This is a genomic window from Mesorhizobium sp. (assembly GCF_004962245.1).
GTDB lineage: Bacteria > Pseudomonadota > Alphaproteobacteria > Rhizobiales > Rhizobiaceae > Mesorhizobium.
Window position 1 is genome coordinate 230,180 of record NZ_SUHQ01000001.1, and the last position, 21,962, is coordinate 252,141.

Sequence of the window (21,962 nt, forward strand, 5' to 3'; positions counted from 1 at the left end):
CGCGAACTTCCCACCGCTTGCGGACTTAGAGGGCAGGCTTGGGACGACGGAGGGAGTTCCAAGTCGGAGTGGTCTCCAATTCGGTTAAGTCGCCGCCGCGATCTCCAAGCGTCAGATTTCACCACTAGGGCCAGCGCTCGTCCGCAGCCACGTGTCGATGCCGACCTTCCATCCCTCGATCATGCGCGCGAACGCATCCTCCGTCAGCTCGGACAGGTACGATCGTCCTGCCGTGCTCAGGGCCGTGAACGTGTAGGCAATCGACGCCTCCGTGCGCCCTTCGGCGGTCGGGCGGCAGGCCACTTCGACAAATCCGAAACGCGAATCCGGCGTAACCCGGACATAGCGGACACGATGCGCCAGCGGGTCCCAGTCCGTGCAGGCCCACAGCGTGGTCTCGTCGCCGTGGGCGGTCCGGAAGACCATGCCCTGGCGCGTCTCCCCGTCCTGTGGATGCAGAAACTCCGGGTTCCAGCCGTCCACCCACAGCGTCTCTCCGATCGGCGTGAACAATGCAAAGACGCGGTCGACCGGCCCCGAAAGCACGATGGCGTGGCTGCGCTCGATATGGCTTGTCATCCGCCCTCCCCGCCGGTTTCCGCCAGACGGTGGCTGTCCGCCGCGCCAAGCTCCAGCCCGTAGATCCGCTTCAACTGGCTGATCGTTTCCAGGGTCGCCGGGGAAAACGGCGTCCGGCCTTCGAAGGCATGCAGCACGATGCCCTCGATGAGATCACCCAGGCTCATGTCGCGGTGTTCGGCCAGGGCCTTGAGCACCTTCACCAATTTTTTTTCCAGGCGCACCCCGGTCTGCACGCGTTCTATGGTCATGGATTTATGTACCATGGTACATTGGTACGTTCAATAACCTAAAATGGGATGGTTGCGGCATATCGCCGGGAGGGATTGCCGGCGGCCCTTCTTGCGTTCGCCAAGTAACCATCCCATCTGCGCCCGGCGCATCAGGCCTTTTCCTGCCCGGAAAAACCGATTAGACAGCGCGCAAACACATGCGGACAGATTCCGCCCGCAACCCGAAGGAAAAGCCGTTGTCCACCACGTTCGACAAAGTCGCCAAGATCATCGCCGACACCAGTGAGATCGATATCGACACGATCACCCCTGAAAGCCACACCATCGACGATCTCGGCATCGACAGCCTCGACTTCCTCGACATCGTCTTTGCCATCGACAAGGAATTCGGCATCAAGGTGCCACTGGAAAAGTGGACGCAAGAGGTCAATGACGGCAAGGCCTCGACCGACGATTACTTCGTCATGAAGAACCTGTGTACCAAGATCGACGCTCTGGTCGCGGCCAAGAACGTCGCCTGACCCACAACAGCCGCCCATGAGCCCCCACCACGTCGTCATCACAGGCATCGGCCTTGTCTCTTCGCTGGGAGAAGGTCCGGATGCGCATTGGCGCAAACTCGTCCAGCCGGGCCTCGAACCCGTGCTCGAAGCCACGCGCTTCCGGCCTTACACCGTTCACCCGCTGCCGGAGATCGACTGGAACCTGCAGATCGCCAAGCGCGGCGACCAGCGGCAGATGGAAACCTGGCAGAGGCTGGGCACCTATGCCGCCGGCATGGCGCTGGACGACGCCGGCATCAAGGGCAACGACGAACTCTGCACGACCATGGACATGGTGGTGGCTGCCGGCGGCGGCGAGCGCGACGAGACAGTCGACGCCGACATTCTCGCAGCCTCCGAAAGCCGCAACGACCGCGACGTGCTGCTCAACGAGAAACTGACCACCGAATTGCGGCCGACGCTGTTTCTGGCGCAGCTTTCCAACCTGCTCGCCGGCAACATCTCGATCGTCCACAAGGTAACGGGATCGTCGCGCACCTTCATGGGCGAGGAAGGTGCGGGCGTCGCCGCCGTCGAGACAGCCGCCGCGCGCATCCGTTCCGGTCAGTCGACGCACATACTGGTTGGCGGCGCCTTCCAGACCGAACATTCCGACATGCTGCTTGGCTATGAGCTGGCCGGCTACCTGCATCGCGGTCCCTGGAAGCCGGTCTGGCAGAGACAGGGCGCCGAGGGCGGCGGCGTGGTGACCGGATCCGGCGGCGCGTTTCTCGTCCTGGAACAGCGCGAACACGCGATCAGCCGCGGACGAAAGATCTATGCCGAACTCGGCCCGGTCTTATCCGGACGCGCCAGACGGCGGCAGGGCGAGCTCGATGCCGGAATTGCCGCGCTGCTCAGGCAGGCAGCATTGCCGAGCGGCGAGTTGCTGGCGATTTCAGGCGCTTCGGGTGCCCATGCCGCAACTGCCGCCGAGAAATCGGCGCTCGACGCCAATCCGGCGATTGCCGCACGCGGCTTTTCGACGCTGACCGGCCACATGAAGGAGGCACAGTTTCCCTTCGCCGTGGCGCTGGCGGCACTGGCTGTCGAGCACGAGGCCGCCTGCCCTGTGTTTGACGCCGCCAACGAGAGGCCGTTCAACGGCATTCCGAAAACCGTCCTTGCAACGGCGATCGGCTATCACCAATTCGAGGGCATGGCGTTGGTCAACGCCGCCTAAAACGTCGGGGCGAAGCGGTTTCGGATGAATCCGCTGCTCCAACAAAGAACGGTCAGGATAAAAATATGGCCAATCTGAACGATCACATGGGCAGGCCGATAGTCGCCGTCACCGGCATCGGCGTGGTGACGTCGCTGGGCGTCGGCAAGGCCGACAATTGGGCAGCGCTCACCGCCGGCAAGTCCGGCATTCATCCGATCACCCGCTTTCCGGTCGACCATCTGAGCACCCGCATCTCCGGCATGGTCGATTTCCTGGCGTCGAGCTCGAAGGGCGCCAGTCCCCTCACCTACGAACTGGCCGAGAGCGCCGCACAGGAAGCGATCGCGGAATCGGGCCTTGATTCAGGCGACTTCGGCGGACCGCTTTTCCTCGCCTCGCCGCCGGTCGAACTCGACTGGAGCGAGCGCTTTTCGCTCTACAATTCCGACAGCCAAGACATCGGCGCCGAACGGCTGCTTCGGGTGGCGCGGAGTTTGAAGGAGCTCGATATTTTCGAGACCACCCAGTTCGGTTCGATCGCAGACCGGCTCGCCGACCGCTTGGGCACGCGCGGCCTGCCGATCACCCTGTCGACGGCTTGCGCCTCGGGCGCCACCGCAATCCAGCTCGGCGTCGAGGCGATCCGCCGCGGCGAATGCGACCGGGCGCTGTCGATCGGCGCCGACGGCTCGGCAACCGCGGAGGCGCTGATCCGGTTCTCGTTGCTTTCCGCGCTCACGACGCACAACGACATCCCCGAAAAGGCATCCAAGCCGTTCTCCAGGGATCGCGACGGCTTCGTGCTGGCCGAGGGCTCGGGCGCGCTTGTGCTGGAATCGCTAGAGGCCGCACTGGCCCGGGGCGCGACTATTCTCGGCATCCTGCGCGGCTGCGGCGAGAAGGCTGACGACTTCCATCGCACCCGCTCGAAGCCCGACGCTTCGCCGGCGACCGCCGCGGTTCGCGCCGCTCTGGCCGATGCCGGCTTGAGCGAGGATGAGATCGATTATGTCAACGCCCATGGCACCTCGACGCCGGAAAACGACAAGATGGAACATCTGTCGCTGTCGACCGTGTTCGGCGAGCGGACCGGCTCGATGCCGATCTCGTCGAACAAGTCGATGATCGGCCACACGCTATCGGCGGCCGGCGCGGTCGAGGCCGCGTTTTCGCTGATGACCATGCGCGAAAGTGTCATCCCGCCGACCATCAATTACGACAATCCCGATCCGGCGATCGTGCTCGACGTGGTGCCGAACAAGAAGCGCAACGCCGAGGTCCGCACTGTTTTGTCCAACTCCTTCGGCTTCGGCGGCCAGAACACCTGCCTTGTCATGGCGCGGGAACCGGTCTAAGCGAGCGCTTTCCGCTCAACAGAACCGACTGGCTCCATGCGCGCATTGCAACTTATCGAGGATCGCCGTCTTGAGACGGTGGACCTGCCGCCCCCACCGCCGCCTTCGCTCGGCGAAGTGACGCTGCGCATCAAGGCAGTGGCGCTGAACCACATCGACGTCTGGGGCTGGCGCGGCATGGCCTTCGCCAAGCGCAAGCTGCCGCTGGTCGTCGGCGCCGAAGCCTCCGGCGAGGTCGAGGCGGTCGGCCCCGGCGTTTCCACCCTCGTACCCGGGCAGCTTGTGTCGATCTATGGGGCGCGCACCTGCGGACTTTGCCGTGCCTGCCGCGAAGGCCGCGACAATCTCTGCGAGCATGTTTCGGGCGTTCACGGCTTCCATCTCGACGGCTTTGCGCAAGAGAAGATAAACCTGCCGGCGCGCCTGCTGGTCCCCGCCCCACCCGGCGTGACAGACATCGGCGCGGCCGTCGCGCCCGTCACCTTCGGCACGGTCGAGCACATGCTGTTCGACAATGCCAGGCTGCAGCCCGGCGAAACGATCCTCATCCACGCCGGCGGCTCGGGCATCGGCTCCGCCGCGATCCAGCTCGCCAGGAGAATGGGTTGCACCGTGATCACCACGGTCGGCTCGAACGACAAGATCGACAAGGCGAAGGCGCTTGGCGCCGACCATGTCATCAACTATCGCGAGGACCGGTTCGAAGGCATCGTGCGCAAGCTGACGAAGAAGAAGGGCGTCGACGTCGTCTTCGAGCATGTCGGCGCCGATACTTTTGCCGCCTCGATGCTGTGCCTGAAACGCGGTGGCCGCCTGGTGACCTGCGGCTCGACCTCGGGCGTGTCGACGCAGATCAATTTGATGCAACTGTTCCAGCAGCAGCTGAAGCTGCTCGGCTCCTTCGGCTGCCGCATGCAAAACATGGCCGACGCCATGCAGAAGATGGCGGCGGGGCTGGTTTCTCCGGTTATCGACACCGAAGTCGACTTCGACGGCATCGACGCCGCGCTGAAGCGCATGGAAGGCCGCGACGTGTTCGGCAAGATCATCCTGCGCGTCGGCTAGACCCTTGCTCGGCAACGCCTTCAGGAAGCTCCGCAGGGATTTGGCGTTCCGCCATGGCAGGCGGTTCCGCCAGCTCAACTACTGGCTGCTTGCGCGCGCCGCGATGACGATGATCTGGGTGCTGCGTCTGCTGCCAGTCGACAGGGCGCTCAATTTCGCCGATCGCGTCGCCCGCCGCATTGGTCCGTGGGTGGGGCGCCACAACGTCGCCGTCGCCAATCTGCGCAAGGCCTATCCCCAGAAGAGCGACAGGGAGATCCAGGCCATCGCCTCCGACATGTGGGGCAACATGGCTCGCCTCGCCGCGGAATACATCTTTCTCGACGCCCTGTTCGACTACGATCCCGCCGCGACAAAACCGGGCCGCGTCGAGGTCAGGGGGGTCGAGCACTTCGTGCACATCGCCGGGGAACAGAAGCCGCATATCATCTTCACCGGGCATCTCGGCAATTTCGAGCTGCTTCCGGTTGCGGCAGCCACTTTCGGCATGAACATCACGGCGCTGTTTCGCCCGCCCAACAACCCTTACCTTGCCGACTACATCCTCTCGACGCGCCGCTCGACCATGGGGGCGCTTCTGCCCTCCTCAACCGGCGCTTCATTCGCGCTGGCGGCCGTCCTGGAGAAAGGCGGCAATATCGGCGTGCTGGTCGACCAGAAGTTCTCGGGCGGGCTCGAAACGACCTTCTTCGGCCGCCCATGCGAGAGCAACCGGGTCCTGGGCACTCTGGCGCGGCACTATGACTGCGATGTCTATCCGGCGCGCTGCATGCGACTGCCGGGCAACCGCTTCCGGCTCGAGATCGAGGACAAGCTGACCTTGCCGCGCACCGCCGACGGCAGTGTCAACGTCCATGGCACCACCCAGCTTCTCAACGACGTGGTCGAGCGCTGGGTGCGCGAGGATCCCGGCCAGTGGATGTGGTTCCACAAAAGGTGGGAAATGACTGGCCGGCGCCGAAGGCGTCGCCACGCGAGACCGCGCGGCGAAGCCGCCTGAGCAGAAACTGGGTAAGTTTGTTCTTGCTTTGTGCCGGCAATTATGCTATTTATTTAGGCATGGTGCTGATTTGCGCCAACGACCCGCCCGCGGAGGCGGGTTTTTTGTTTTGCCCATCGACCGCTCGATAGCCGCCTGACGCCTCGCCTCAAGTTTCGGTCTTTTCGGCGCCGTAAGTTTCATGAAAGGGCTGTTTGACAGCCACGCCTGGAGAAAAGTGATCCTGATCGGTCAAGGCCTCGCCTCATCGGCCGTAAGTGCGTGCTCTCGCGTGCCGGAGACGATGATCTCCAGGACCTCATGCTCGTCGGTGTTCCGGATGTAGCGATCGCCGACGTTCTCGCCGCGCTTCAGCACCATCACGCGGTCGCCCACAGCGAAGATGTCAACGAGGCGGTGGGAGATGATGATCTGGGCAACGCCCTGCTTTTTCAGTTCCAGCATGGTCTCGAGCAGCCGCTCGGTCGCCATCACCGAGAGATTGGCGGTCGGCTCGTCGAGGATCACCACGCGCGGCTGGAAGGAGATAGCGCGGGCAATCGCTACAGATTGCTGGCGGCCGCCCGACAGGCTCTCGACCTTTTGATAGACGGAGTTCACGTCGACCTTGAGCCGCTTCAGCACGCTGTCGGCTTCCGCGTACATTTTCCGCCGATTGACGAAAAGGCCCTTGCGCGGCCAACGGCCAAGAAAGATGTTCTGACCGACATCCATATTCCCGCAAAGAGCGAAATCCTGGTAGATCATCTCGATGCCGGCGTCGCGGCTTTCGTGCGGGCTCTTGAAGTGCACCGGCTGCCCGGCGACGAGGACCTCGCCGGCGTCGCGCTGGTAGGCGCCGGTCAGGATCTTCATCAGCGTCGACTTGCCGGCCGAGTTGTCGCCGACGAGGCCGAGGATCTCGCCGGGATAGAGCACGAGGTCGACGTTGCGGAGCGCCTGCACCGCACCGAAGGCTTTTTCGATGCCCCGCATTTCTACGATCGGTGCCGGCTTGGTCGCGTCACGCATGGGTGGTTTCCGCCGTTCTTGTGCGCCGCGCGAGGCGCGCCCGCAGACGGCCGAAGATGTTGGCCTGGCGCACCCAGATGTCGATCAGCACCGCCACGATCAGGATACCGCCGATGAAGACGTTGATCCAGTGCTGCGGCATGGTGAAGCCCTGGACGTTGAGCTGCAGCAGCGCCCGGATCAGGGTGATCACCGCCGCCCCGGCGAGCGCCCCGATCACGGTGCCGTAGCCGCCGAAGATCGAACCGCCGCCGATGATCACCGAGGCGATGGCGTCGAGCTCGCGGAACTGGCCGGCCACCGGGTTGAAGCTGCGGAAGTAGGCGACGTTGATGATCCCGGCCATTGTCGCGCAGAGCGCCGCCAGCATCAGCGCGAGGAACCGCACCCGGTTGGTGTTGATCCCGGCATAAGCGGCAGCGCGAATGTTGCCGCCGGTCGCATAGACCTTCTGCCCGAACGGCATGTAGGCGAGCACGACGCCGGCAATGAGGGCGACGAACAGCATCCAGATGGTCTGGACGCTCACCACCTCGGCGATCGAGCGCAGGAGCCCGTCCGGCAGCGAGATGCGGTAGTGCAGCAGGATGTCGTTCACCTTGCGGCCAAGCAGGTTGTAGCCCTGGGGCCAGCCGGTGAGCTGCTGCCCGGCGACGAACCAGGCGGCGAGGCCGCGGGCGATGTAGAACATGCCGAGCGTGGCGATGAAGGCCGGCAGCTTGAAGCCGACGGTGACGATCGCGTTGACGAGGCCGGCGCACATGCCCGCGAGCAGGCCCATCGCCACGGCGGTCACGGGGTCGGCGCCGAGGACCTTGAGGAAATAGGCTGCGGTGCTGCCGGCGAGGGCGAGCACCGCCCCGACGGAGAGGTCGATATCGCCGGCGGCGATGACGTAGGTGAGCCCGATGGTGATCAGCGCAAGCTCGGTGTAGTTGAGCAAGATCGCGAAGCTGTTGGACAGGTTCCACCAGTAGTCCGGCCGGAGCGCGAGGCCGGTCAGCCACAGGAACACGGTCAGGATGATGGCGAGCGCGTCGCGCCGGGCGAGGAACTTGCCGAACCCGGAGGCCGACAGCGCCATGTCGGTCGCCATCGCGCCCTTGGTCTGCACCCCCTCGATCGCGATGCCACCGATCTCATAGGCCGGTGGCGGCGGCCGGCCGCGGAGCCAGGCCCAGAGGCGCCCTGCCACCTGGCGGCGGATGAGATAGGGCTCGATAAGCACCGCGACGACGAGCAGCAGCCCAAGGAACACCGGCACCGCGCCGACCGGCAGCGAAAAGACGGCGTTGACCGTGATCTCCTCGTCGCCGATCTTGATGACGCGCGTGATCGGCCAGCCCTCGCGCAGCACCTTGTCGAGCAGCACCACCAGCAGGGCGCCAAGGCAGGATCCGGCGACCCGGCCGCGGCCGCCGAGGATCGAGGCGCCGCCGATGATCACGGCGGCAATGACGATCAGCTCACCGCTGACGCCGTAGAGGGGTGTCACGCCCTTGTCCTGGGCAGCCGACATCAAGCCGGCAAGCGCCGCGCAGAGCGAGGAGATCAGGTAGGCTCGGATGCGCACCCAGTTGGTCGGGATGCCGGCATACGACGCCGCCTGCTCGTTACCGCCGGTGGCGAAGGTCTCGTAGCCCCAGCGCGTCTTGGCGAGCACATAGGCACCGATCACGGCGACAACGACGAAGATCACGATCTGGTTGTTGAACCCGAGGAGATTAGTCTCGCCGAGGTGAAAAAAAAGCGGATAGCCGGTCGCCTTGGCGGGATAGTAGATCGACTGGCCGTGGGTCAGCGCCAGCACGAAGCCGCGGCCGATGAAGAGGATGGTAAGCGTGGCGATGAACGCCGGCACCTTCAGGATGGTGACGAGCACGCCGTTGATCAGCCCGATAAACACGCCGAGAAGCACGCAGAGGATCACCGAGGGGACGACGTCGAGATCGAGGAAGCTCGGCGCGAACAGCCTAGCGAAGACGACGGCGACTAGGCCGTAAGTGGAACCGACCGAAAGATCGAGATCCTTGTTGACGATGACGAAGGTCACTCCGACCGCAATGATGGCAACCCGCGAGGTGTCGCGGAGCAGCGAGTGAAACGCTCCTGTTGACCCGAAGAACGCGGGATTTACGAGAGCGCCGCCGAGATAGAGCAGCAAAAGCAAGGCAACGAGCCCCACTTCCCAGCCGCCGACAATCTGGGACGGCGCACGGCCGAGCGATGTGGTCGCGGTAAGCGCCATGGTCTCTTCTGGTCGATTTCCCTGCTGCCGCATTGCGGGAGGGCCTGCGCCCTCCCGCAGTGATTTCAGACGTTCCGAGCGGACTCAGTTCTCGAAGCGCTTGCCGACGTCCTCGACGGTCTCCTTCGTCACGAGTTGGGCGCGTGTGTCGAGGTTGGCCGCCGCGATGCCGCGATCGATCTCCAGATAAAGCTGCATGACCGGCCAGAAACCCTGCAAGAAGGGCTGCTGGCCGAGCGCGCCGGTCAGATCGCCGCTCTTCATCGCATCCTGCTGGGCCGGGCCGAGGTCGAAACCGTAGGCGCAGATCTTGCCGGTCATTCCAGTCTGAGCGACGGCCTTGGCAAGCGCCGGCGTGAACACGTTGTTGCCGGCGAACGCGCCAACGACGTCGCCGCGCGATTCGAACAGCGTCACGATGCCGTTCACCGGATCATTCGGATTCGTATCTATACCGGTGTTCTCCGGGCCCGCGTCGACCTTGAAGGCATCAAGCTTGCCGGCATCCTTCAAGCCCTTGACGATGGCGTTGAAAGCCGAAGTGACGCGATTGTTCACCTCGATGTTGCCCATTGCGGTCGACGACGGCAGCACGATCGAACCCTTCTCGATACCCTTGTCCGCGAGGCATTTGACGAGCGCCTCGCCGGCGATTGCGGCAGCGGAGGCGTCCTGGCCGGTGTGGCCGATGCCGCTGCGGTTGAGGATCGTGCCGTCAAAGGAATTGGTCGTGGCGACCGGTATGCCCTTCGCCTCGGCGGCCTTGACGATGTCGTTATAGGCGCCCACCTGGGGCGTTGTCATGATCAGCCCGTCGATCGTCGGATCCTGCACGATCTGGTTCAGGATTTCGATCTCGCGGGCAGGGTCGTCGGTCGGCGATTCCGAGCCGAGCAGCAGGACCTTGGCGCCGATCAGGTTGCCGGCGACGGTCGCGCCGACGTAGACCGGATCGAAGAAGCCATTGCCGGCAGTGTGTGTCACGATAGCGAAAGTCAGGTGACCATCGGCCGAATGGAAATCCTTGGTACCGGGGGCCTCCTTCGCGGCTTCTTCGAAGCTGTAGCCGCCGACCGCCTTATCGACGCCGCCCGATTGTGCGTAGGCGTTCGATACGCCGAGCGATAACGCCGCGGCACACGCCGCGAGCGAGAAAATACGTTTCATGATTTTCCTCCCTTGCAACCAACGGTCGGAAGCCGTTCGGGCGCATTTATTCAGGGATTCCGAATGCTTCCTCCCACCCCGTATATTCTGCCCAAAGCCCGCCCACGTAAATAGTGCTCCCACTTTCACCGACGAATTGGTTCAGAGCGGAAAGCATCCGGTGCCGCTTCACGCGGTGTCAGACAGACGAGGAGACTTGGAGTACTATGATCCCTACCTGGGCCGCATTTCAAAAAGGAGCGACACAGACAGCATAAAAAAGTTTCACAAACGCGTAGGGAGGATACCGCGATGAATCTGCGACCAGACCCCACATTCTATCCGTCACCGAAGCTGGCTATGGAAGGGCCGCCGGAAACTCTGGCCTACACGTTGATGCTTAGCCCGGACTTCTCGCAACCCGACGGCCTGGCTGTGGTGAATGTCGATCCCAATTCGCCGGATTTCGGCAAGATCGTCCACACTGTGATCATGCCAAACAAGGGCGATGAGTTTCATCACTTCGGCTGGAATGCGTGTTCTTCGGCGCTATCACCGCTGACTGGCCACGCCTTTTTGGAGCGTCGTTATCTGATCATTCCGGGCATGCGTTCGTCGCGCATCTACATAATTGATGTGAAGGGCGGGCCGACGGCCGCCAAGATTCACAAGATCATCGAACCCGCCGAAGTCTTTGCCAAGACCGGCTATTCCCGCCCGCATACGATCCACTGCGGACCCGATGGCATCTATGTCTCGACCCTCGGCGGCGGCGGCAAGGACGGTACCGAAGGTCCTCCGGGCATTTTCATCATGGATTGCCAGACCTTCGATGTCATTGGCCGCTATGAGATAGATCGTGGCGCCCAGGACAAGCATTACGATTTCTGGTGGAACCTGCCGCGCGACTACATGGTCAGTTCCGAATGGGCCCTACCGCCGCAGTTCGAAAACGGCATCGTCCCGGAGGATCTACTGTCCAACAAGTACGGCCACCGCATGCATTTCTGGGATCTGCGTGCGCGTAAGAACATTCAGACGATCGATCTGGGCGCCAATCACCAAATGGCGCTCGAAATCCGCCCGGCGCATGATCCAGTCCAGCAGTACGGCTTCTGCGGCGTTGTGGTCGATACCACCAATCTCGAAGGCTCGATCTGGACTTGGTGGCGCGACGCAGATGGCAAGTTCCAGGCCAAGAAGACGGCGACCATACCGCCTCAACCGGCCAATGCCGACGATCTGCCGGATCTTCTGAAGGGTTTCTCGGCGGTGCCACCGCTGGTCACCGACATCGACCTCAGCCTCGACGACAAATATCTCTATGCGGCTTGTTGGGGTACGGGTGAAATGCATCAATACGATGTCAGCGACCCGATGAAGCCGGTTCTGGCGGGCAAGGTCGAACTCGGTGGGATCGTCAACAAGACCAAGCACCCCTGTGGCAAGGTCTTCGGCTATGGGCCACAGATGGTCGAGATTAGCCGCGACGGCAAGCGTGTCTATTGGACCAATTCGCTCTATTCGACCTGGGACGATCAGTTCTATCCCGGTGAGCGCGGCGGGGCGATGGTGAAGGCCGATGTTGGCGCCAACGGCGGCCTGACGCTCGACACCAACTTCTTCGTCGAGTTCCCCAAAGGCTATCGAACGCACCAGATCCGGCTTGAAGGCGGCGACTGTTCGACCGACAGTTTCTGCTACCCATCGGCCTAGGTGTCGCCCGACCTCCTTTCGACCACAGCCGGCCTCTGGCTTGCTGTGGTCGCCAGCGGGATTTACCATGGCGTAAACCCGGGTATGGGCTGGCCGCTTGCCGTTTCGGCCGCCCTGATGGAACGGCGAGCCTATGCGCTACCGGTCGCACTCATGGCGCTGGCGTTCGGGCATCTTGTTGCCATGACTGTGGTCCTCTTGCCCTTCGCGCTGATGACCGCGCTGGTTGATTGGCAAACCGAGATCCGCGTTGGCGCAGGTCTAATTGTCGTCGCGCTCGGAGTCTGGCTGCTCTTCAACCGGCGGCATCCTAGATTTCTGGCGCGCGTGCCGCCGTCGCGACTGGCGCTCTGGTCCTTTCTGGTCGCCGTCGCGCATGGCGCCGGCCTGATGCTGGTGCCGATCTACCTCGGCCTGTGCGGCGTCGTTGAAACGGATGCCGGGCACCGTGCCGCGACCGCCCTCATTGCACGAACTGCAGCGCTCTCGATCGGCGTGGCAGCAGTCCACACCGGCGCGATGATCACTGCGGGCGGCGCTTTGGCCTTCGTCGTCTATCGGTGGCTAGGATTAAGGTTTCTTTCGAAAAGCTGGTTTGATCTAGATGTGATCTGGGCGCTAAGCCTGGTTCTGGTCGGGGCGATCGGCGTGTTTTCCGCGCTCTAGTTGGTCACGACGATCCGCGTGTTGCGGAAGCCGGCTCGCCGCACCATCGAATAGAAGGCGGCGGCATTGGAGGGGTGCAGCCGCACGCAGCCATGCGAGGCCGGACGCCCGAGAGACTTCACCGCGCCCGTGCCGTGGATGGCGTAGCCGCCGCGGAAGAACACCGAATGAGGCATCGGCGACATGTCGTATTTGCGCGAATACCACATCCGCGCCGTCCGTTGCGGCCGGAAGCTGCCGCGCGGCGTGATATAGCCTTTGCGCGCCGTGGATACGGGCCACCGGTAAACCGCACCACCATATCTTACAGTCATCGTCTGCGATGACACGTCGATTCTTGCAACCAGCCGAGCTGCCCAGCCCTCGACTGAAGAACCAAACAGCATCGCTACCAGTACCGCTGCCGTGAGAACGGTTTTTTTCATGCGATCACCCCCCTGATTTGCCCTTGCCTGCTTGCCCTTCACGCTATTCTTCATCTTTTAATCTCAAGTGAACGAGGTAACCACATACTCCTTGACGAATTCGCCAATCCAAAGCAGCAAATTTGAACGATTTCCCGCGATAGTTGCCGCAGCGATACATCCGCCATCAGGCTTGCCAAACCGCACCGTTGGCTGCTCAATTCGCCGAATGAACGAAAACAACGAACGTCTCCTGAAAGCGGTCGATGACCGGGTCGACGATCTGGTCGCGCTGACCGCGGACCTGATCCGCTTTCCGACCATCAACCCGCCCGGCGAAGCCTATCGGCCGTGCGCAGAATATGTCGGAGCCCGGCTGAAACAGCGCGGTTTCGAAGTCGAATTCATCCGCGCCGAAGGCACGCCCGGCGACACCGACCGCTACCCGCGCGTCAATGTCGTCGCCCGCTTCGATGGCCGCTCGCCCGGCGCCTGCGTCCATTTCAACTCGCATATCGACGTTGTCGAAGCCGGCGACGGCTGGAGCCTCGACCCCTTCGCCGGCATTGTGAGGGATGGCAAGGTCTATGGCCGCGGCGCCTGCGACATGAAGGGGGGCCTGGCCTGCTCGATCATCGCCGCCGAGGCCTTCATGGAGGTCTTCCCCGACTTTCCGGGCGCCATCGAAATATCGGGCACGGTCGACGAGGAGTCCGGCGGTTTTGGCGGCGTCGCCCATCTGGCCAAGCTCGGCTATTTCTCCAAGCCGAAAGTCGACCACGTCATCATCCCCGAGCCGTTGAACAAGGACCGCATCTGCCTTGGCCATCGCGGTGTCTGGTGGGCGGAGATCGAAACCAAGGGCGAGATCGCGCACGGCTCGATGCCGTTCCTCGGCGATAACGCGGTGCGCCATATGGGCGCCGTGCTGCAGGCCTTCGAGGACGAATTGTTCCCGGCGCTCGACCGCAAGATAACGCGCATGCCGGTCGTGCCCGAGGGGGCAAAGCGCTCGACCATGAACATCAACTCGATCCATGGCGGCCAGACGGAGGATTTCCGGCCCGGCCTGCCCTCGCCCAACGTGCCCGATTCCTGCCGGCTGACCATCGACCGCCGCTTCCTGCTCGAGGAGGACCTCGGCACGGTCAAAAGCGAAGTGACCGATATCCTCGACCGGCTGAAGCGCGAGCGCAGAAAATTCGACTACGAGATCCGCGACCTGATGGAGGTGCTGCCCCTGATGACCGAGCGCGACGCGCCGGTGGTCAAGGCGGTGGCGCAAGGGATCATGGAGATATTCGACCGCGAGCCCGACTACGTGATTTCACCCGGCACCTACGACCAGAAGCACATTGCCCGCATCGGCCACATCTACGACTGCATCGCTTATGGCCCGGGCATTCTCGACCTCGCCCACAGGCCCGACGAATGGGTCGGGATATCCGACATGGTGGACGCGGCCAAGGTGATGGCGATCGGACTCAACGTGCTGCTCAGGAGTGCCAACGCACGGTAATCCGGCAGCGACGGAGCAAGCTTCGGTCGCTTGAGTCGGCGGCTCACGGAAAAACATTCCTGCCGACGCTGCCGGAAAGCACGAAACGCAATTTACTCCTCGGCGAAATCACGCTTCTATCCACCTGGTTTTGAGCACGTTTTTGAGCATATCGGGAGTTGCACGATGAAATTGTGGAAAACCATTCTCACCGCTGCGGCTTTGGCGCTGGCTGCCGGAACATCGGCGTTTGCCGCGCGAACCGACCTGGTCATCGGCGTCACGCTCGAACCCCCGCATCTCGATCCGACCGCCGGTGCCGCGGCAGCGATCGACGAAGTGCTTTACGCCAACGTGTTCGAGGGGCTGACGCGCATCGGTCCGAACGGCGAGGTGCTGCCGGATCTGGCCGAAAGCTGGACCATTTCCGACGACGGCAAGGTCTACACCTTCAAGCTGCATACCGGCGTGAAGTTTCACGACGGCACCAACTTCAACGCCGACGACGTGAAATTCTCGCTCGACCGCGCCCGTGCCGACAACTCGGTCAATGCGCAAAAGGGCCTGTTCGCCGCCATCGATACGGTCGAGGTCGTCGATCCGGCGACGGTCAAGATCACGCTGAAGAACCCGCAAGGGTCCTTCCTCTACAATATGGGCTGGGGTGATGCGGTCATCGTCGCGCCTGAGACAGCCGACACCAACAAGGAAAAGCCTGTTGGCACCGGCCCGTTCAAGTTCCAGAACTGGGCCAAGGGCTCATCGATCACGCTGATCAAGTCGGACACTTACTGGGGTGCCCCGGTGTCCCTTGACAAGGCGGAGTTCCGCATCGTTCCCGATGCCGCTGCCGCTGTGCCGGCGCTGCTTTCCGGCGACGTCCAGGCCTTTCCCTTCTTCCCAGATCTCGACAGCGTCGCGCAGGTCCAGGGCGATCCCCGCTTCAAGGTGGTGATCGGCTCGACCGAGGGCGAGACCATCCTCTCCATCAACAACAAGAAGCCGCCCTTCGACAAACTGCAGGTCAGGCAGGCGATCTCCTTCGCGCTCGACCGCAAGGCGATTATCGACGGCGCCTCGGCCGGTCTCGGCGTGCCGATCGGTTCGCATATGTCGCCCGCCAGCAAGGCCTATATCGACCTCACCGGCCTCTATCCGCACAATGTGGAGAAGGCCAGGGAACTTCTGAAGGAAGCCGGCTTCGAGAACGGCTTCAAGGCGACGCTGAAACTGCCGCCGCCCCCCTATGCGCGGCTTGGCGGCGAGATCATCGCCTCGCAGCTTCGCGACGTCGGCATCGATCTGGAAATCGTGCCCGTGGAATGGGCGCAGTGGCTGGACCAGGTGTTCACCAAGAAGGACTACGACCTGACCATCGTGTCCCACACCGAGCCCAACGACATCGATATCTATTCGCGCAAGGATTATTACTTCAACTACGACAATCCGACCTTCGACAAGATCATCGCCGACCTGAACCTCACCTCCGATGAGGCCAAGCGCATGACGCTGCTCGGCGAGGCGCAGAAGATACTGGCCGACGATGCCGTGGTCGGTTTCCTCTACGAACTGCCGAAAGCCGGCGTCTGGGACGCCAAGCTCGAGGGGCTGTGGGAAAACGCGCCGATCCAGGCCAACGACCTGACCAAGGTGAAGTGGACGGAGTGAGGGACTGCTGGCCAAAGAGGCGAAGTTTGCGTTCCTTCCCACCCCCCTCTGCCCTGCCGGGCATCTCCCCCGCAAGGGGGGAGATTGGCAGTTTCCACGCCGGCGCTGTCCTTGCATCGCTGGTGGTTAGCGAAAGCGGCGATGAAGGCTCAATCTCCCCCCTTGCGGGGGAGATGTCCGGCAGGACAGAGGGGGGTGGGCGGAAACGATATCGTCGCCGAGTATCCGCGACAGGCAATGCGGTCCTTCCATCATGACCGCCTATCTCCTCAAACGCCTTGCCATCGCTCTCGTCACCCTGGTTCTGGCCTCCATGGTGGTCTTCGCCGTGCTGGAGATCATTCCCGGCGACCCGGCGCGTCTGATGCTGGGCCTCAACGCCAGCGCCGAGCAGGTCGAGTTGCTGCGCAACCAGATGGGCCTCGACGCCCCCCTTGCCACGCGCTATCTGCACTGGGCCGGCGGCTTGCTGAGCCTCGATTTCGGCCGTTCCTACACCTATTCGGTGCCGGTCATCGACCTGGTCCGCGAGCGTGTCGTCGTCTCGCTGCCGCTGGCGCTGATCGCGCTGGCGCTGTCCACCGTCATTGCCATTCCGGTCGGGCTGTTTTCCGCCAGCCGGCGCGGGCGGGCCGGCGACACGATCGCGATGGGCGCCGCACAGCTTGGCGTCGCCGTGCCGAACTTCTGGTTCGCGCTGATGCTGATCTACCTGTTTGCCGTCTGGCTGCGGCTGGTGCCGGCCGGCGGTTTCCCGGGTTGGAGCGCGGGTGTGTGGCCGGCACTGAAGTCGCTGGTCCTGCCGGCGATCGCCCTCGCCCTGCCGCAAGCGGCGATCCTCGCCCGCGTCACCCGCTCGGCGCTGATCGAGGTGCTGCACGAGGACTACATCCGCACCGCCCGCGCCAAGGGCCTGCCCTATCGCGCGGTGCTGTGGCGGCACGCGCTGCGCAACGCCATGATCCCGGTTCTCACCATTCTCGGCCTGCAATTCGCCTTCCTGCTCGCCGGCACCATCATCGTCGAGAACGTCTTCTACCTGCCCGGCCTCGGCCGGCTGGTGTTCCAGGCGATCACCCAGCGCGACCTGATCGTGGTCGAAAGCGTCGTCATGCTGCTGGTCGCCGCCGTCATCGCCGTCAATCTGCTTGTCGATCTTTCCTATGCGGTCGTCGACCCGCGCCTGAGAAGCCGCCAATGACGCTGCACATCGACATGTCAGAGGAAAACCTCGCCGGCATCCTGGCCAAGGCGTTCCGAAACCGCTCGTTCCTCGCCGGTTTCGCCATCACCGCGCTGGTGGCAGCGGTTGCCATCGTCTCATTTTTCTGGACGCCTTTTGACGTCACCAGGCTGATCATCGCCAACAAGACCCAGGGGCCCTCGCTGGCGCACTGGTTCGGCACCGATCATTTCGGCCGCGACATTCTTTCGATGATCATGGTCGGCGCGCGCAACTCGATCGCCGTGGCGCTGGTGGCGGTCGGCATCGGCATGGGCATCGGCGTGCCGCTCGGTACCTTTGCCGCGGCACGCGGCGGCTTCGTCGACGAAGCGCTGATGCGGCTCAACGATCTCGTCTTCGCCTTCCCTGCCCTGCTCTCGGCGATCATGATCACCGCCATCTTCGGGCCGGGCGCGGTCAACGCCATCATCGCCATCGGCATCTTCAACATCCCGGTCTTCGCCCGCGTCGCCCGGGCCGGCGCGCTGGCGATCTGGCCGCGCGAGTTCATCCTCGCCGCGCGCGCCGCCGGCAAGGGCAGAACGCTGATCACGCTGGAACATGTGCTGCCCAACATCGTCACCTTGCTGCTGGTGCAAGGCACCATCCAGTTCGCGCTGGGCATCCTGGCGGAAGCCGGGCTTTCCTATGTCGGGCTCGGCACACAGCCACCGATGCCAAGCTGGGGCCGGATGCTGTTCGATGCGCAGACGCGCATGGTGGCGGCGCCGTGGATGGCGCTGTTTCCTGGCATGGCGATCGCCGTCACCGTGCTTGGCCTGAACCTGCTCGGCGACGGCATTGCCGACATTCTCGATCCCAAATCGCGGCGGCAGCGATGAGCCTGCTCGAAATCGAAACCTGTCGCTGTCGATCGGCGACACACCAATCCTCCGGGATGTCGAACTCTCCGTCGCGCCCGGCGAGGTGATGGGGCTGGTCGGGGAATCCGGCTCCGGCAAGTCGATCACGGCGCTCACCGTGATGCAGCTTCTGCCCTGGGCCGCGCGCGCCACCGGGCGCGTCACCTTCGACGGCATCGACATCCTTGCGGCGAGCGAAGACCAGATGTGTGCGCTGCGCGGCGACGACATCGGCATGGTGTTCCAGGAGCCGATGACGGCGCTGAATCCGGTCAAGACCATCGGCGAGCAGGTCGCGGAAGGCATCCGCTGGCATACGAAGGCAAGCCGCTCCAACGCTGAGGACCGTGCGCGAAAAATGCTCGACCGGGTTGGGCTGCCGTCGGCGCAGTTCCCGCTGTCGCGCTATCCGCACGAGCTTTCCGGCGGCCAGCGCCAGCGTGTCGTCATCGCCATTGCCTGTGCGCTGAAACCCAAACTGCTGATCGCCGACGAGCCGACGACCGCGCTGGACGTGGTGTTGCAGGCGCAGATCCTCGACCTGTTGCGCGGCCTCGTCGCGGAAAACCGCATGGGCCTGCTCTTGATCTCGCACGACCTCGCGGTGGTGACGGAGATGGCGGACCGCATCACCATCCTGCGCCATGGCGAAGTGATGGAAGCCGGCGACACGGCGCGCACTTTGTCCGAACAGCTTCATCCCTATACCCGACAGCTGGCGCAGGCTTCGATGCATGTGCCGGCGCGAGCCAGCACGAAAGAGATCGGCCAAGGCAAGCCCCTGCTTCAGGTAGACAGCGTGACGCGGGACTATCCGGGACGGCGCACGTCGCTGTTGAAGCGCGCAGCCCCGATCCGCGCCGTCGACGACGTCTCGTTCTCGATCGATCCCGGCCAGTCGGTGGCGTTGGTCGGGCGTTCCGGCTGCGGCAAGTCCACGCTTGCCCGCATGGTCCTGGCACTGGACGGACCGTCATCGGGAACGATCCGGTTTCGCGGCGAGGTCATCACCGGCAAGAGCGAGGCGGAGCTCAGGCCGGCGCGACGCGACATGCAGGTGGTGTTCCAGGACCCTTACGGTTCCTTCGACCCGCGCCAGAAGGTCGAAAAACTGGTGGCCGAGCCACTGCACGTCCTGGAGAAGGAGCCAACGAGTGCGGAGCGGCGCGAGATGGTGGCAAAGGCCCTGCACGAAGTCGGCCTCAGCCCGCGCGACATGGACAAATATCCGCACGAGTTTTCTGGCGGCCAGCGCCAGCGCCTGTCGATCGCCCGCGCCATCATCACCCGCCCGAGGCTGGTCGTCGCCGACGAGCCGGTCTCGGCGCTCGATGTCTCGATCCGTGCCCAGATTCTCGACCTGTTCGCCGAGCTCAACCAGAAGCTCGGCATCGCCTATCTGTTCATCACCCACGATCTGACCGTCGCCCGTGCCATCACCGACCAGGTGATGGTCATGCACGACGGCAGGATCGTCGAGCGCGGCGGGACGAGCGAGGTTCTCGACCATCCGCAGTCTGAAGCCGCCAAGGCCCTGGTCGCCGCGGCGCCCGATTTGCACAGGGCGATCGCGCGCCGGTTACAGGAACAGGGTTGAACCGTTCAGAGGCCTACTCTTGAGGCTTCACCACATCGGCAGGTCTGATGTCGAGCAGGTCGAGCGTGCGGCGCAAGAGCTGCATTTCGTTCCCGGCAAGTTGCGAATCGGCCTTGGCGATCTCGGCCATGTGGCGGGCAAGCAGTTTGCGCCGCTCGACGTCGAGGTCGCGGAACTGCGCGATGGCTTGCGAGCTGTTGGTCTCGTAGCCGAAGTCGTTGAGATATTCGATGACGCTGTCGATGCTGGCTTCCGGAATGCCGAAGGCTTCCCGGCAGATGCGCCTGAAGGCAACCATTTCGCTCTCAGTCACCGAACCGTCGGCCAGGATCATGCGGAACAGCATGAGCAGCTCCGCCGACAGCACGGGATCGTCCGCAACCTTGCGCACGCCGGGGTCGCCATCGAAGATCGAACGTATCTGGTCCAGCAAAGCGAATGCCATCAGCGTCCCTTTCCGATTCGTTGCAAATAGGTAGCGCGGAATCGGTCTTGCGCAAACGGGTGATCGAACGCGCCGCCCCTCCTCGCCGGACGTCTACCGGCCATCCGCAATGGCGCAAAACTGATCAAGCCGCTGCTGGTGATCGTCTGTCTGGCGCTGGCCATCAGGCTGCTGGCCGATCCCGTAAACCCGCTGCGCACGCTCATTGGTGTGTGATGGTGCGCCTGATAGTATGCGGTTGTACGAATCATGTAGGAGGAGCCACACATGAATCTCAGTGCGCCTACACAGCTTATTTTCATTATATCCGTTGTTATCGCCGTCATCGGCCTTCTCGCCGCTCTCGGCGTTCTTGCGTTTATTCCACTTGCCGCGGTGTGGATCGTCCTCATCGCTTACATCGTGCTTGCCGTCGGCTGCTTGATGCGCGGCGCTTAAGCACTCAAATCTCAGGCAACTCGGAGCGCCCGGCCACAAGCCGGGCGCTTTTGATTCCGAGGGATGATCTGTTAGGCTCCTTGGGCACAAGGATGGCCCATGCCGGTCGAGATGCAGCATCATGACCAACCGGACCGTTCGGTCGCCGATCGGTTCGAGATGGTGCGGCGCGCGCCAGGCTCTCAGCTTCAAGGCGCAGTCACCGACCTGTGCGGCTATCGCGAAACGGCATCCGGCCGTTTCCGCAACGTCGAGTTTGCATCGCTGACCGTGCCGCTGGTCATCAGCTTTGCCGAACCCTTCGCCATCGGGCTCGGCAAGGATCCCGGCGACAACGACCGCTTCGCCAGTTTCGCCGCCGGCCTCTATGCCGGTCCGGTGGTGATCGAGTCCTTCGGCGGCGCCTGCTGCGTCCAGGTCAATTTCACCCCGCTCGGCGCCTGCCGCTTCTTCGGCCTTCCGATGAGCGAACTGACCGACCGCATGGTCGGCCTGGACGATGTGCTCGGACTTGAAGGCACTGCGCTGCGCGAAAGACTTGGCAATGCGCGCGACTGGAGCGCACGCTTTGCCATCGCCGAGACGTTCGTCGCCGCACGGCTGGCCGAGGCCCGGGAAACGCAGGCCGAAATCGCCTGGGCCTATGACCGGATCATCGTGTCGGGTGGCCGCATTCGCGTCTCTTCGCTTGCCGACAGGCTGGGCTGGAGCCGCAAGCATCTCTTGGGAAAATTCTCCGACGCGATCGGCGTCGGTCCCAAGACACTGTCGCGCATCGTCCGCTTCAACCGGGCGCTCGGCCTTTCAAGGCAGGACAATTGCAGTTGGGCCGATATCGCCGCCGACTGCGGCTATGCCGACCAGGCGCATCTGGTGCGCGAATTCCGCGACCTTGCCGGCGAAACGCCGACGATGCTTGCCGCCCGGGCATAGGCGCTGGGGCACCCCGTGCGTGCCCAATGGGGCGCGCGGCATGCTTTAGTGTTGCAGCGTCCTTTGCGCGTCCATTCGGATGCGCGGCGCTGCAAAGGTAACATTTCTTCAAGACGCCGGGCCGGCCTTCGCCCCAGACTGGGTTATCGACCGACCCAAACGAAG

Annotated in this window: 20 protein-coding genes and 1 pseudogene; 14 read left to right on the top strand and 7 right to left on the bottom strand. The window is 63.4% G+C overall.

What is annotated here, in order from left to right:
• Positions 1–111: 111 nt before the first annotated feature.
• Both E5X88_RS01145 and E5X88_RS01150 read right to left on the bottom strand, forming a co-directional pair.
• Entirely contained in the window at positions 112–579 is a 468-nt protein-coding gene (locus E5X88_RS01145) for a hypothetical protein (RefSeq protein WP_292157341.1), read from the bottom strand.
• Positions 576–830 (bottom strand): hypothetical protein, encoded by a 255-nt coding sequence (locus tag E5X88_RS01150; RefSeq protein ID WP_292157343.1) that lies wholly within the window; start codon positions 828–830, stop codon positions 576–578. Before E5X88_RS01150 ends, E5X88_RS01145 begins: the two co-directional genes overlap by 4 nt.
• A gap of 218 nt (positions 831–1,048) precedes the next feature.
• Here E5X88_RS01150 and E5X88_RS01155 point away from each other — a divergent pair, with 218 nt between their 5' ends.
• The 5 genes from E5X88_RS01155 to E5X88_RS01175 all read left to right on the top strand — a co-directional run bounded on the left by E5X88_RS01155 (position 1,049) and on the right by E5X88_RS01175 (position 5,939).
• Complete coding sequence (locus tag E5X88_RS01155) at positions 1,049–1,333, top strand: acyl carrier protein (protein ID WP_292157345.1); 285 nt, start codon at positions 1,049–1,051, stop codon at positions 1,331–1,333.
• 16 nt (positions 1,334–1,349) lie between these two features.
• On the top strand, positions 1,350–2,537 hold the full coding sequence (locus E5X88_RS01160; protein WP_292157347.1) for a beta-ketoacyl-ACP synthase: 1,188 nt from the start codon (positions 1,350–1,352) through the stop codon (positions 2,535–2,537).
• A gap of 65 nt (positions 2,538–2,602) precedes the next feature.
• Complete coding sequence (locus tag E5X88_RS01165) at positions 2,603–3,874, top strand: beta-ketoacyl-ACP synthase (protein ID WP_292157348.1); 1,272 nt, start codon at positions 2,603–2,605, stop codon at positions 3,872–3,874.
• A 36-nt stretch (positions 3,875–3,910) separates the two neighbouring features.
• Positions 3,911–4,939 carry a zinc-binding dehydrogenase gene (locus E5X88_RS01170; protein WP_292157349.1) on the top strand — a complete coding sequence of 343 codons (1,029 nt, stop codon included), beginning with the start codon at positions 3,911–3,913 and terminating at the stop codon, positions 4,937–4,939.
• Positions 4,940–4,943: 4 nt separating this feature from the next.
• The gene (locus tag E5X88_RS01175; protein WP_292157351.1) at positions 4,944–5,939 is read left to right on the top strand and encodes a lipid A biosynthesis lauroyl acyltransferase; all 996 of its coding nucleotides are present in this window, start codon (positions 4,944–4,946) and stop codon (positions 5,937–5,939) included.
• A 231-nt stretch (positions 5,940–6,170) separates the two neighbouring features.
• Here the strand turns inward: E5X88_RS01175 and E5X88_RS01180 are convergent, their stop codons facing one another.
• The 3 genes from E5X88_RS01180 to E5X88_RS01190 form a co-directional block, all read right to left on the bottom strand.
• Entirely contained in the window at positions 6,171–6,950 is a 780-nt protein-coding gene (locus E5X88_RS01180) for an ATP-binding cassette domain-containing protein (RefSeq protein WP_292157354.1), read from the bottom strand.
• Entirely contained in the window at positions 6,943–9,198 is a 2,256-nt protein-coding gene (locus E5X88_RS01185; protein ID WP_292157356.1) for an ABC transporter permease, read from the bottom strand. The genes E5X88_RS01180 and E5X88_RS01185 overlap by 8 nt, the downstream gene beginning before the upstream one ends.
• 84 nt (positions 9,199–9,282) lie before the next feature.
• Positions 9,283–10,365: a substrate-binding domain-containing protein gene (locus E5X88_RS01190; protein ID WP_128182840.1), complete on the bottom strand. Its 1,083-nt coding sequence runs from the start codon at positions 10,363–10,365 to the stop codon at positions 9,283–9,285.
• A 291-nt stretch (positions 10,366–10,656) separates the two neighbouring features.
• On the opposite strand from E5X88_RS01190, the gene E5X88_RS01195 reads away from it, so the two are divergent.
• Both E5X88_RS01195 and E5X88_RS01200 read left to right on the top strand, forming a co-directional pair.
• Positions 10,657–12,060: a selenium-binding protein SBP56-related protein gene (locus E5X88_RS01195; protein WP_292157361.1), complete on the top strand. Its 1,404-nt coding sequence runs from the start codon at positions 10,657–10,659 to the stop codon at positions 12,058–12,060.
• A gap of 153 nt (positions 12,061–12,213) precedes the next feature.
• Positions 12,214–12,726 carry a hypothetical protein gene (locus E5X88_RS01200; RefSeq protein WP_366664787.1) on the top strand — a complete coding sequence of 171 codons (513 nt, stop codon included), beginning with the start codon at positions 12,214–12,216 and terminating at the stop codon, positions 12,724–12,726.
• On the opposite strand, the gene E5X88_RS01205 is transcribed toward E5X88_RS01200, so the two are convergent.
• Entirely contained in the window at positions 12,723–13,151 is a 429-nt protein-coding gene (locus E5X88_RS01205) for a L,D-transpeptidase (protein ID WP_292157366.1), read from the bottom strand. The two genes, E5X88_RS01200 and E5X88_RS01205, sit on opposite strands and share 4 nt — an antisense overlap.
• A 208-nt stretch (positions 13,152–13,359) precedes the next feature.
• Here E5X88_RS01205 and E5X88_RS01210 point away from each other — a divergent pair, with 208 nt between their 5' ends.
• From E5X88_RS01210 to E5X88_RS01230, 5 genes and pseudogenes are all read left to right on the top strand, one after another.
• Entirely contained in the window at positions 13,360–14,649 is a 1,290-nt protein-coding gene (locus tag E5X88_RS01210) for an acetylornithine deacetylase/succinyl-diaminopimelate desuccinylase family protein (protein ID WP_292157368.1), read from the top strand.
• A 165-nt stretch (positions 14,650–14,814) separates the two neighbouring features.
• Positions 14,815–16,296, top strand: coding sequence for an ABC transporter substrate-binding protein (locus tag E5X88_RS01215; RefSeq protein ID WP_292157370.1), 1,482 nt, complete (start codon positions 14,815–14,817; stop codon positions 16,294–16,296).
• 253 nt (positions 16,297–16,549) lie between these two features.
• The gene (locus E5X88_RS01220) at positions 16,550–17,497 is read left to right on the top strand and encodes an ABC transporter permease (protein ID WP_292157372.1); all 948 of its coding nucleotides are present in this window, start codon (positions 16,550–16,552) and stop codon (positions 17,495–17,497) included.
• On the top strand, positions 17,494–18,363 hold the full coding sequence (locus E5X88_RS01225) for an ABC transporter permease (RefSeq protein ID WP_292157375.1): 870 nt from the start codon (positions 17,494–17,496) through the stop codon (positions 18,361–18,363). Before E5X88_RS01220 ends, E5X88_RS01225 begins: the two co-directional genes overlap by 4 nt.
• Positions 18,360–19,981: pseudogene (locus tag E5X88_RS01230) on the top strand (dipeptide ABC transporter ATP-binding protein). The gene E5X88_RS01225 and the pseudogene E5X88_RS01230 overlap by 4 nt, the downstream one beginning before the upstream one ends.
• Positions 19,982–19,994: 13 nt before the next feature.
• Here the strand turns inward: E5X88_RS01230 and E5X88_RS01235 are convergent.
• Positions 19,995–20,426 carry a TerB family tellurite resistance protein gene (locus E5X88_RS01235; RefSeq protein WP_292157377.1) on the bottom strand — a complete coding sequence of 144 codons (432 nt, stop codon included), beginning with the start codon at positions 20,424–20,426 and terminating at the stop codon, positions 19,995–19,997.
• Positions 20,427–20,693: 267 nt separating this feature from the next.
• On the opposite strand from E5X88_RS01235, the gene E5X88_RS01240 reads away from it, so the two are divergent.
• A complete protein-coding gene (locus E5X88_RS01240; RefSeq protein ID WP_126042714.1) occupies positions 20,694–20,864 on the top strand; it encodes a hypothetical protein in 171 nt (56 codons plus the stop codon).
• A gap of 99 nt (positions 20,865–20,963) precedes the next feature.
• Positions 20,964–21,797 carry an AraC family transcriptional regulator gene (locus tag E5X88_RS01245; RefSeq protein ID WP_292157381.1) on the top strand — a complete coding sequence of 278 codons (834 nt, stop codon included), beginning with the start codon at positions 20,964–20,966 and terminating at the stop codon, positions 21,795–21,797.
• The last annotated feature ends 165 nt before the right edge of the window (positions 21,798–21,962 follow it).

Bases quoted from the DNA above. Each gene is read 5' to 3' on its own strand.
- E5X88_RS01145 (WP_292157341.1), bottom strand. From the start codon at position 579: ATGACAAGCCATATCGAGCGCAGCCACGCCATCGTGCTTTCGGGGCCG.
- E5X88_RS01150 (WP_292157343.1), bottom strand. From the start codon at position 830: ATGACCATAGAACGCGTGCAGACCGGGGTGCGCCTGGAAAAAAAATTG.
- E5X88_RS01160 (WP_292157347.1), top strand. From the start codon at position 1,350: ATGAGCCCCCACCACGTCGTCATCACAGGCATCGGCCTTGTCTCTTCG.
- E5X88_RS01165 (WP_292157348.1), top strand. From the start codon at position 2,603: ATGGCCAATCTGAACGATCACATGGGCAGGCCGATAGTCGCCGTCACC.
- E5X88_RS01170 (WP_292157349.1), top strand. From the start codon at position 3,911: ATGCGCGCATTGCAACTTATCGAGGATCGCCGTCTTGAGACGGTGGAC.
- E5X88_RS01180 (WP_292157354.1), bottom strand. From the start codon at position 6,950: ATGCGTGACGCGACCAAGCCGGCACCGATCGTAGAAATGCGGGGCATC.
- E5X88_RS01185 (WP_292157356.1), bottom strand. From the start codon at position 9,198: ATGGCGCTTACCGCGACCACATCGCTCGGCCGTGCGCCGTCCCAGATT.
- E5X88_RS01190 (WP_128182840.1), bottom strand. From the start codon at position 10,365: ATGAAACGTATTTTCTCGCTCGCGGCGTGTGCCGCGGCGTTATCGCTC.
- E5X88_RS01195 (WP_292157361.1), top strand. From the start codon at position 10,657: ATGAATCTGCGACCAGACCCCACATTCTATCCGTCACCGAAGCTGGCT.
- E5X88_RS01200 (WP_366664787.1), top strand. From the start codon at position 12,214: ATGGCGCTGGCGTTCGGGCATCTTGTTGCCATGACTGTGGTCCTCTTG.
- E5X88_RS01205 (WP_292157366.1), bottom strand. From the start codon at position 13,151: ATGAAAAAAACCGTTCTCACGGCAGCGGTACTGGTAGCGATGCTGTTT.
- E5X88_RS01210 (WP_292157368.1), top strand. From the start codon at position 13,360: ATGAACGAAAACAACGAACGTCTCCTGAAAGCGGTCGATGACCGGGTC.
- E5X88_RS01215 (WP_292157370.1), top strand. From the start codon at position 14,815: ATGAAATTGTGGAAAACCATTCTCACCGCTGCGGCTTTGGCGCTGGCT.
- E5X88_RS01220 (WP_292157372.1), top strand. From the start codon at position 16,550: ATGACCGCCTATCTCCTCAAACGCCTTGCCATCGCTCTCGTCACCCTG.
- E5X88_RS01225 (WP_292157375.1), top strand. From the start codon at position 17,494: ATGACGCTGCACATCGACATGTCAGAGGAAAACCTCGCCGGCATCCTG.
- E5X88_RS01235 (WP_292157377.1), bottom strand. From the start codon at position 20,426: ATGGCATTCGCTTTGCTGGACCAGATACGTTCGATCTTCGATGGCGAC.
- E5X88_RS01240 (WP_126042714.1), top strand. From the start codon at position 20,694: ATGAATCTCAGTGCGCCTACACAGCTTATTTTCATTATATCCGTTGTT.
- E5X88_RS01245 (WP_292157381.1), top strand. From the start codon at position 20,964: ATGCCGGTCGAGATGCAGCATCATGACCAACCGGACCGTTCGGTCGCC.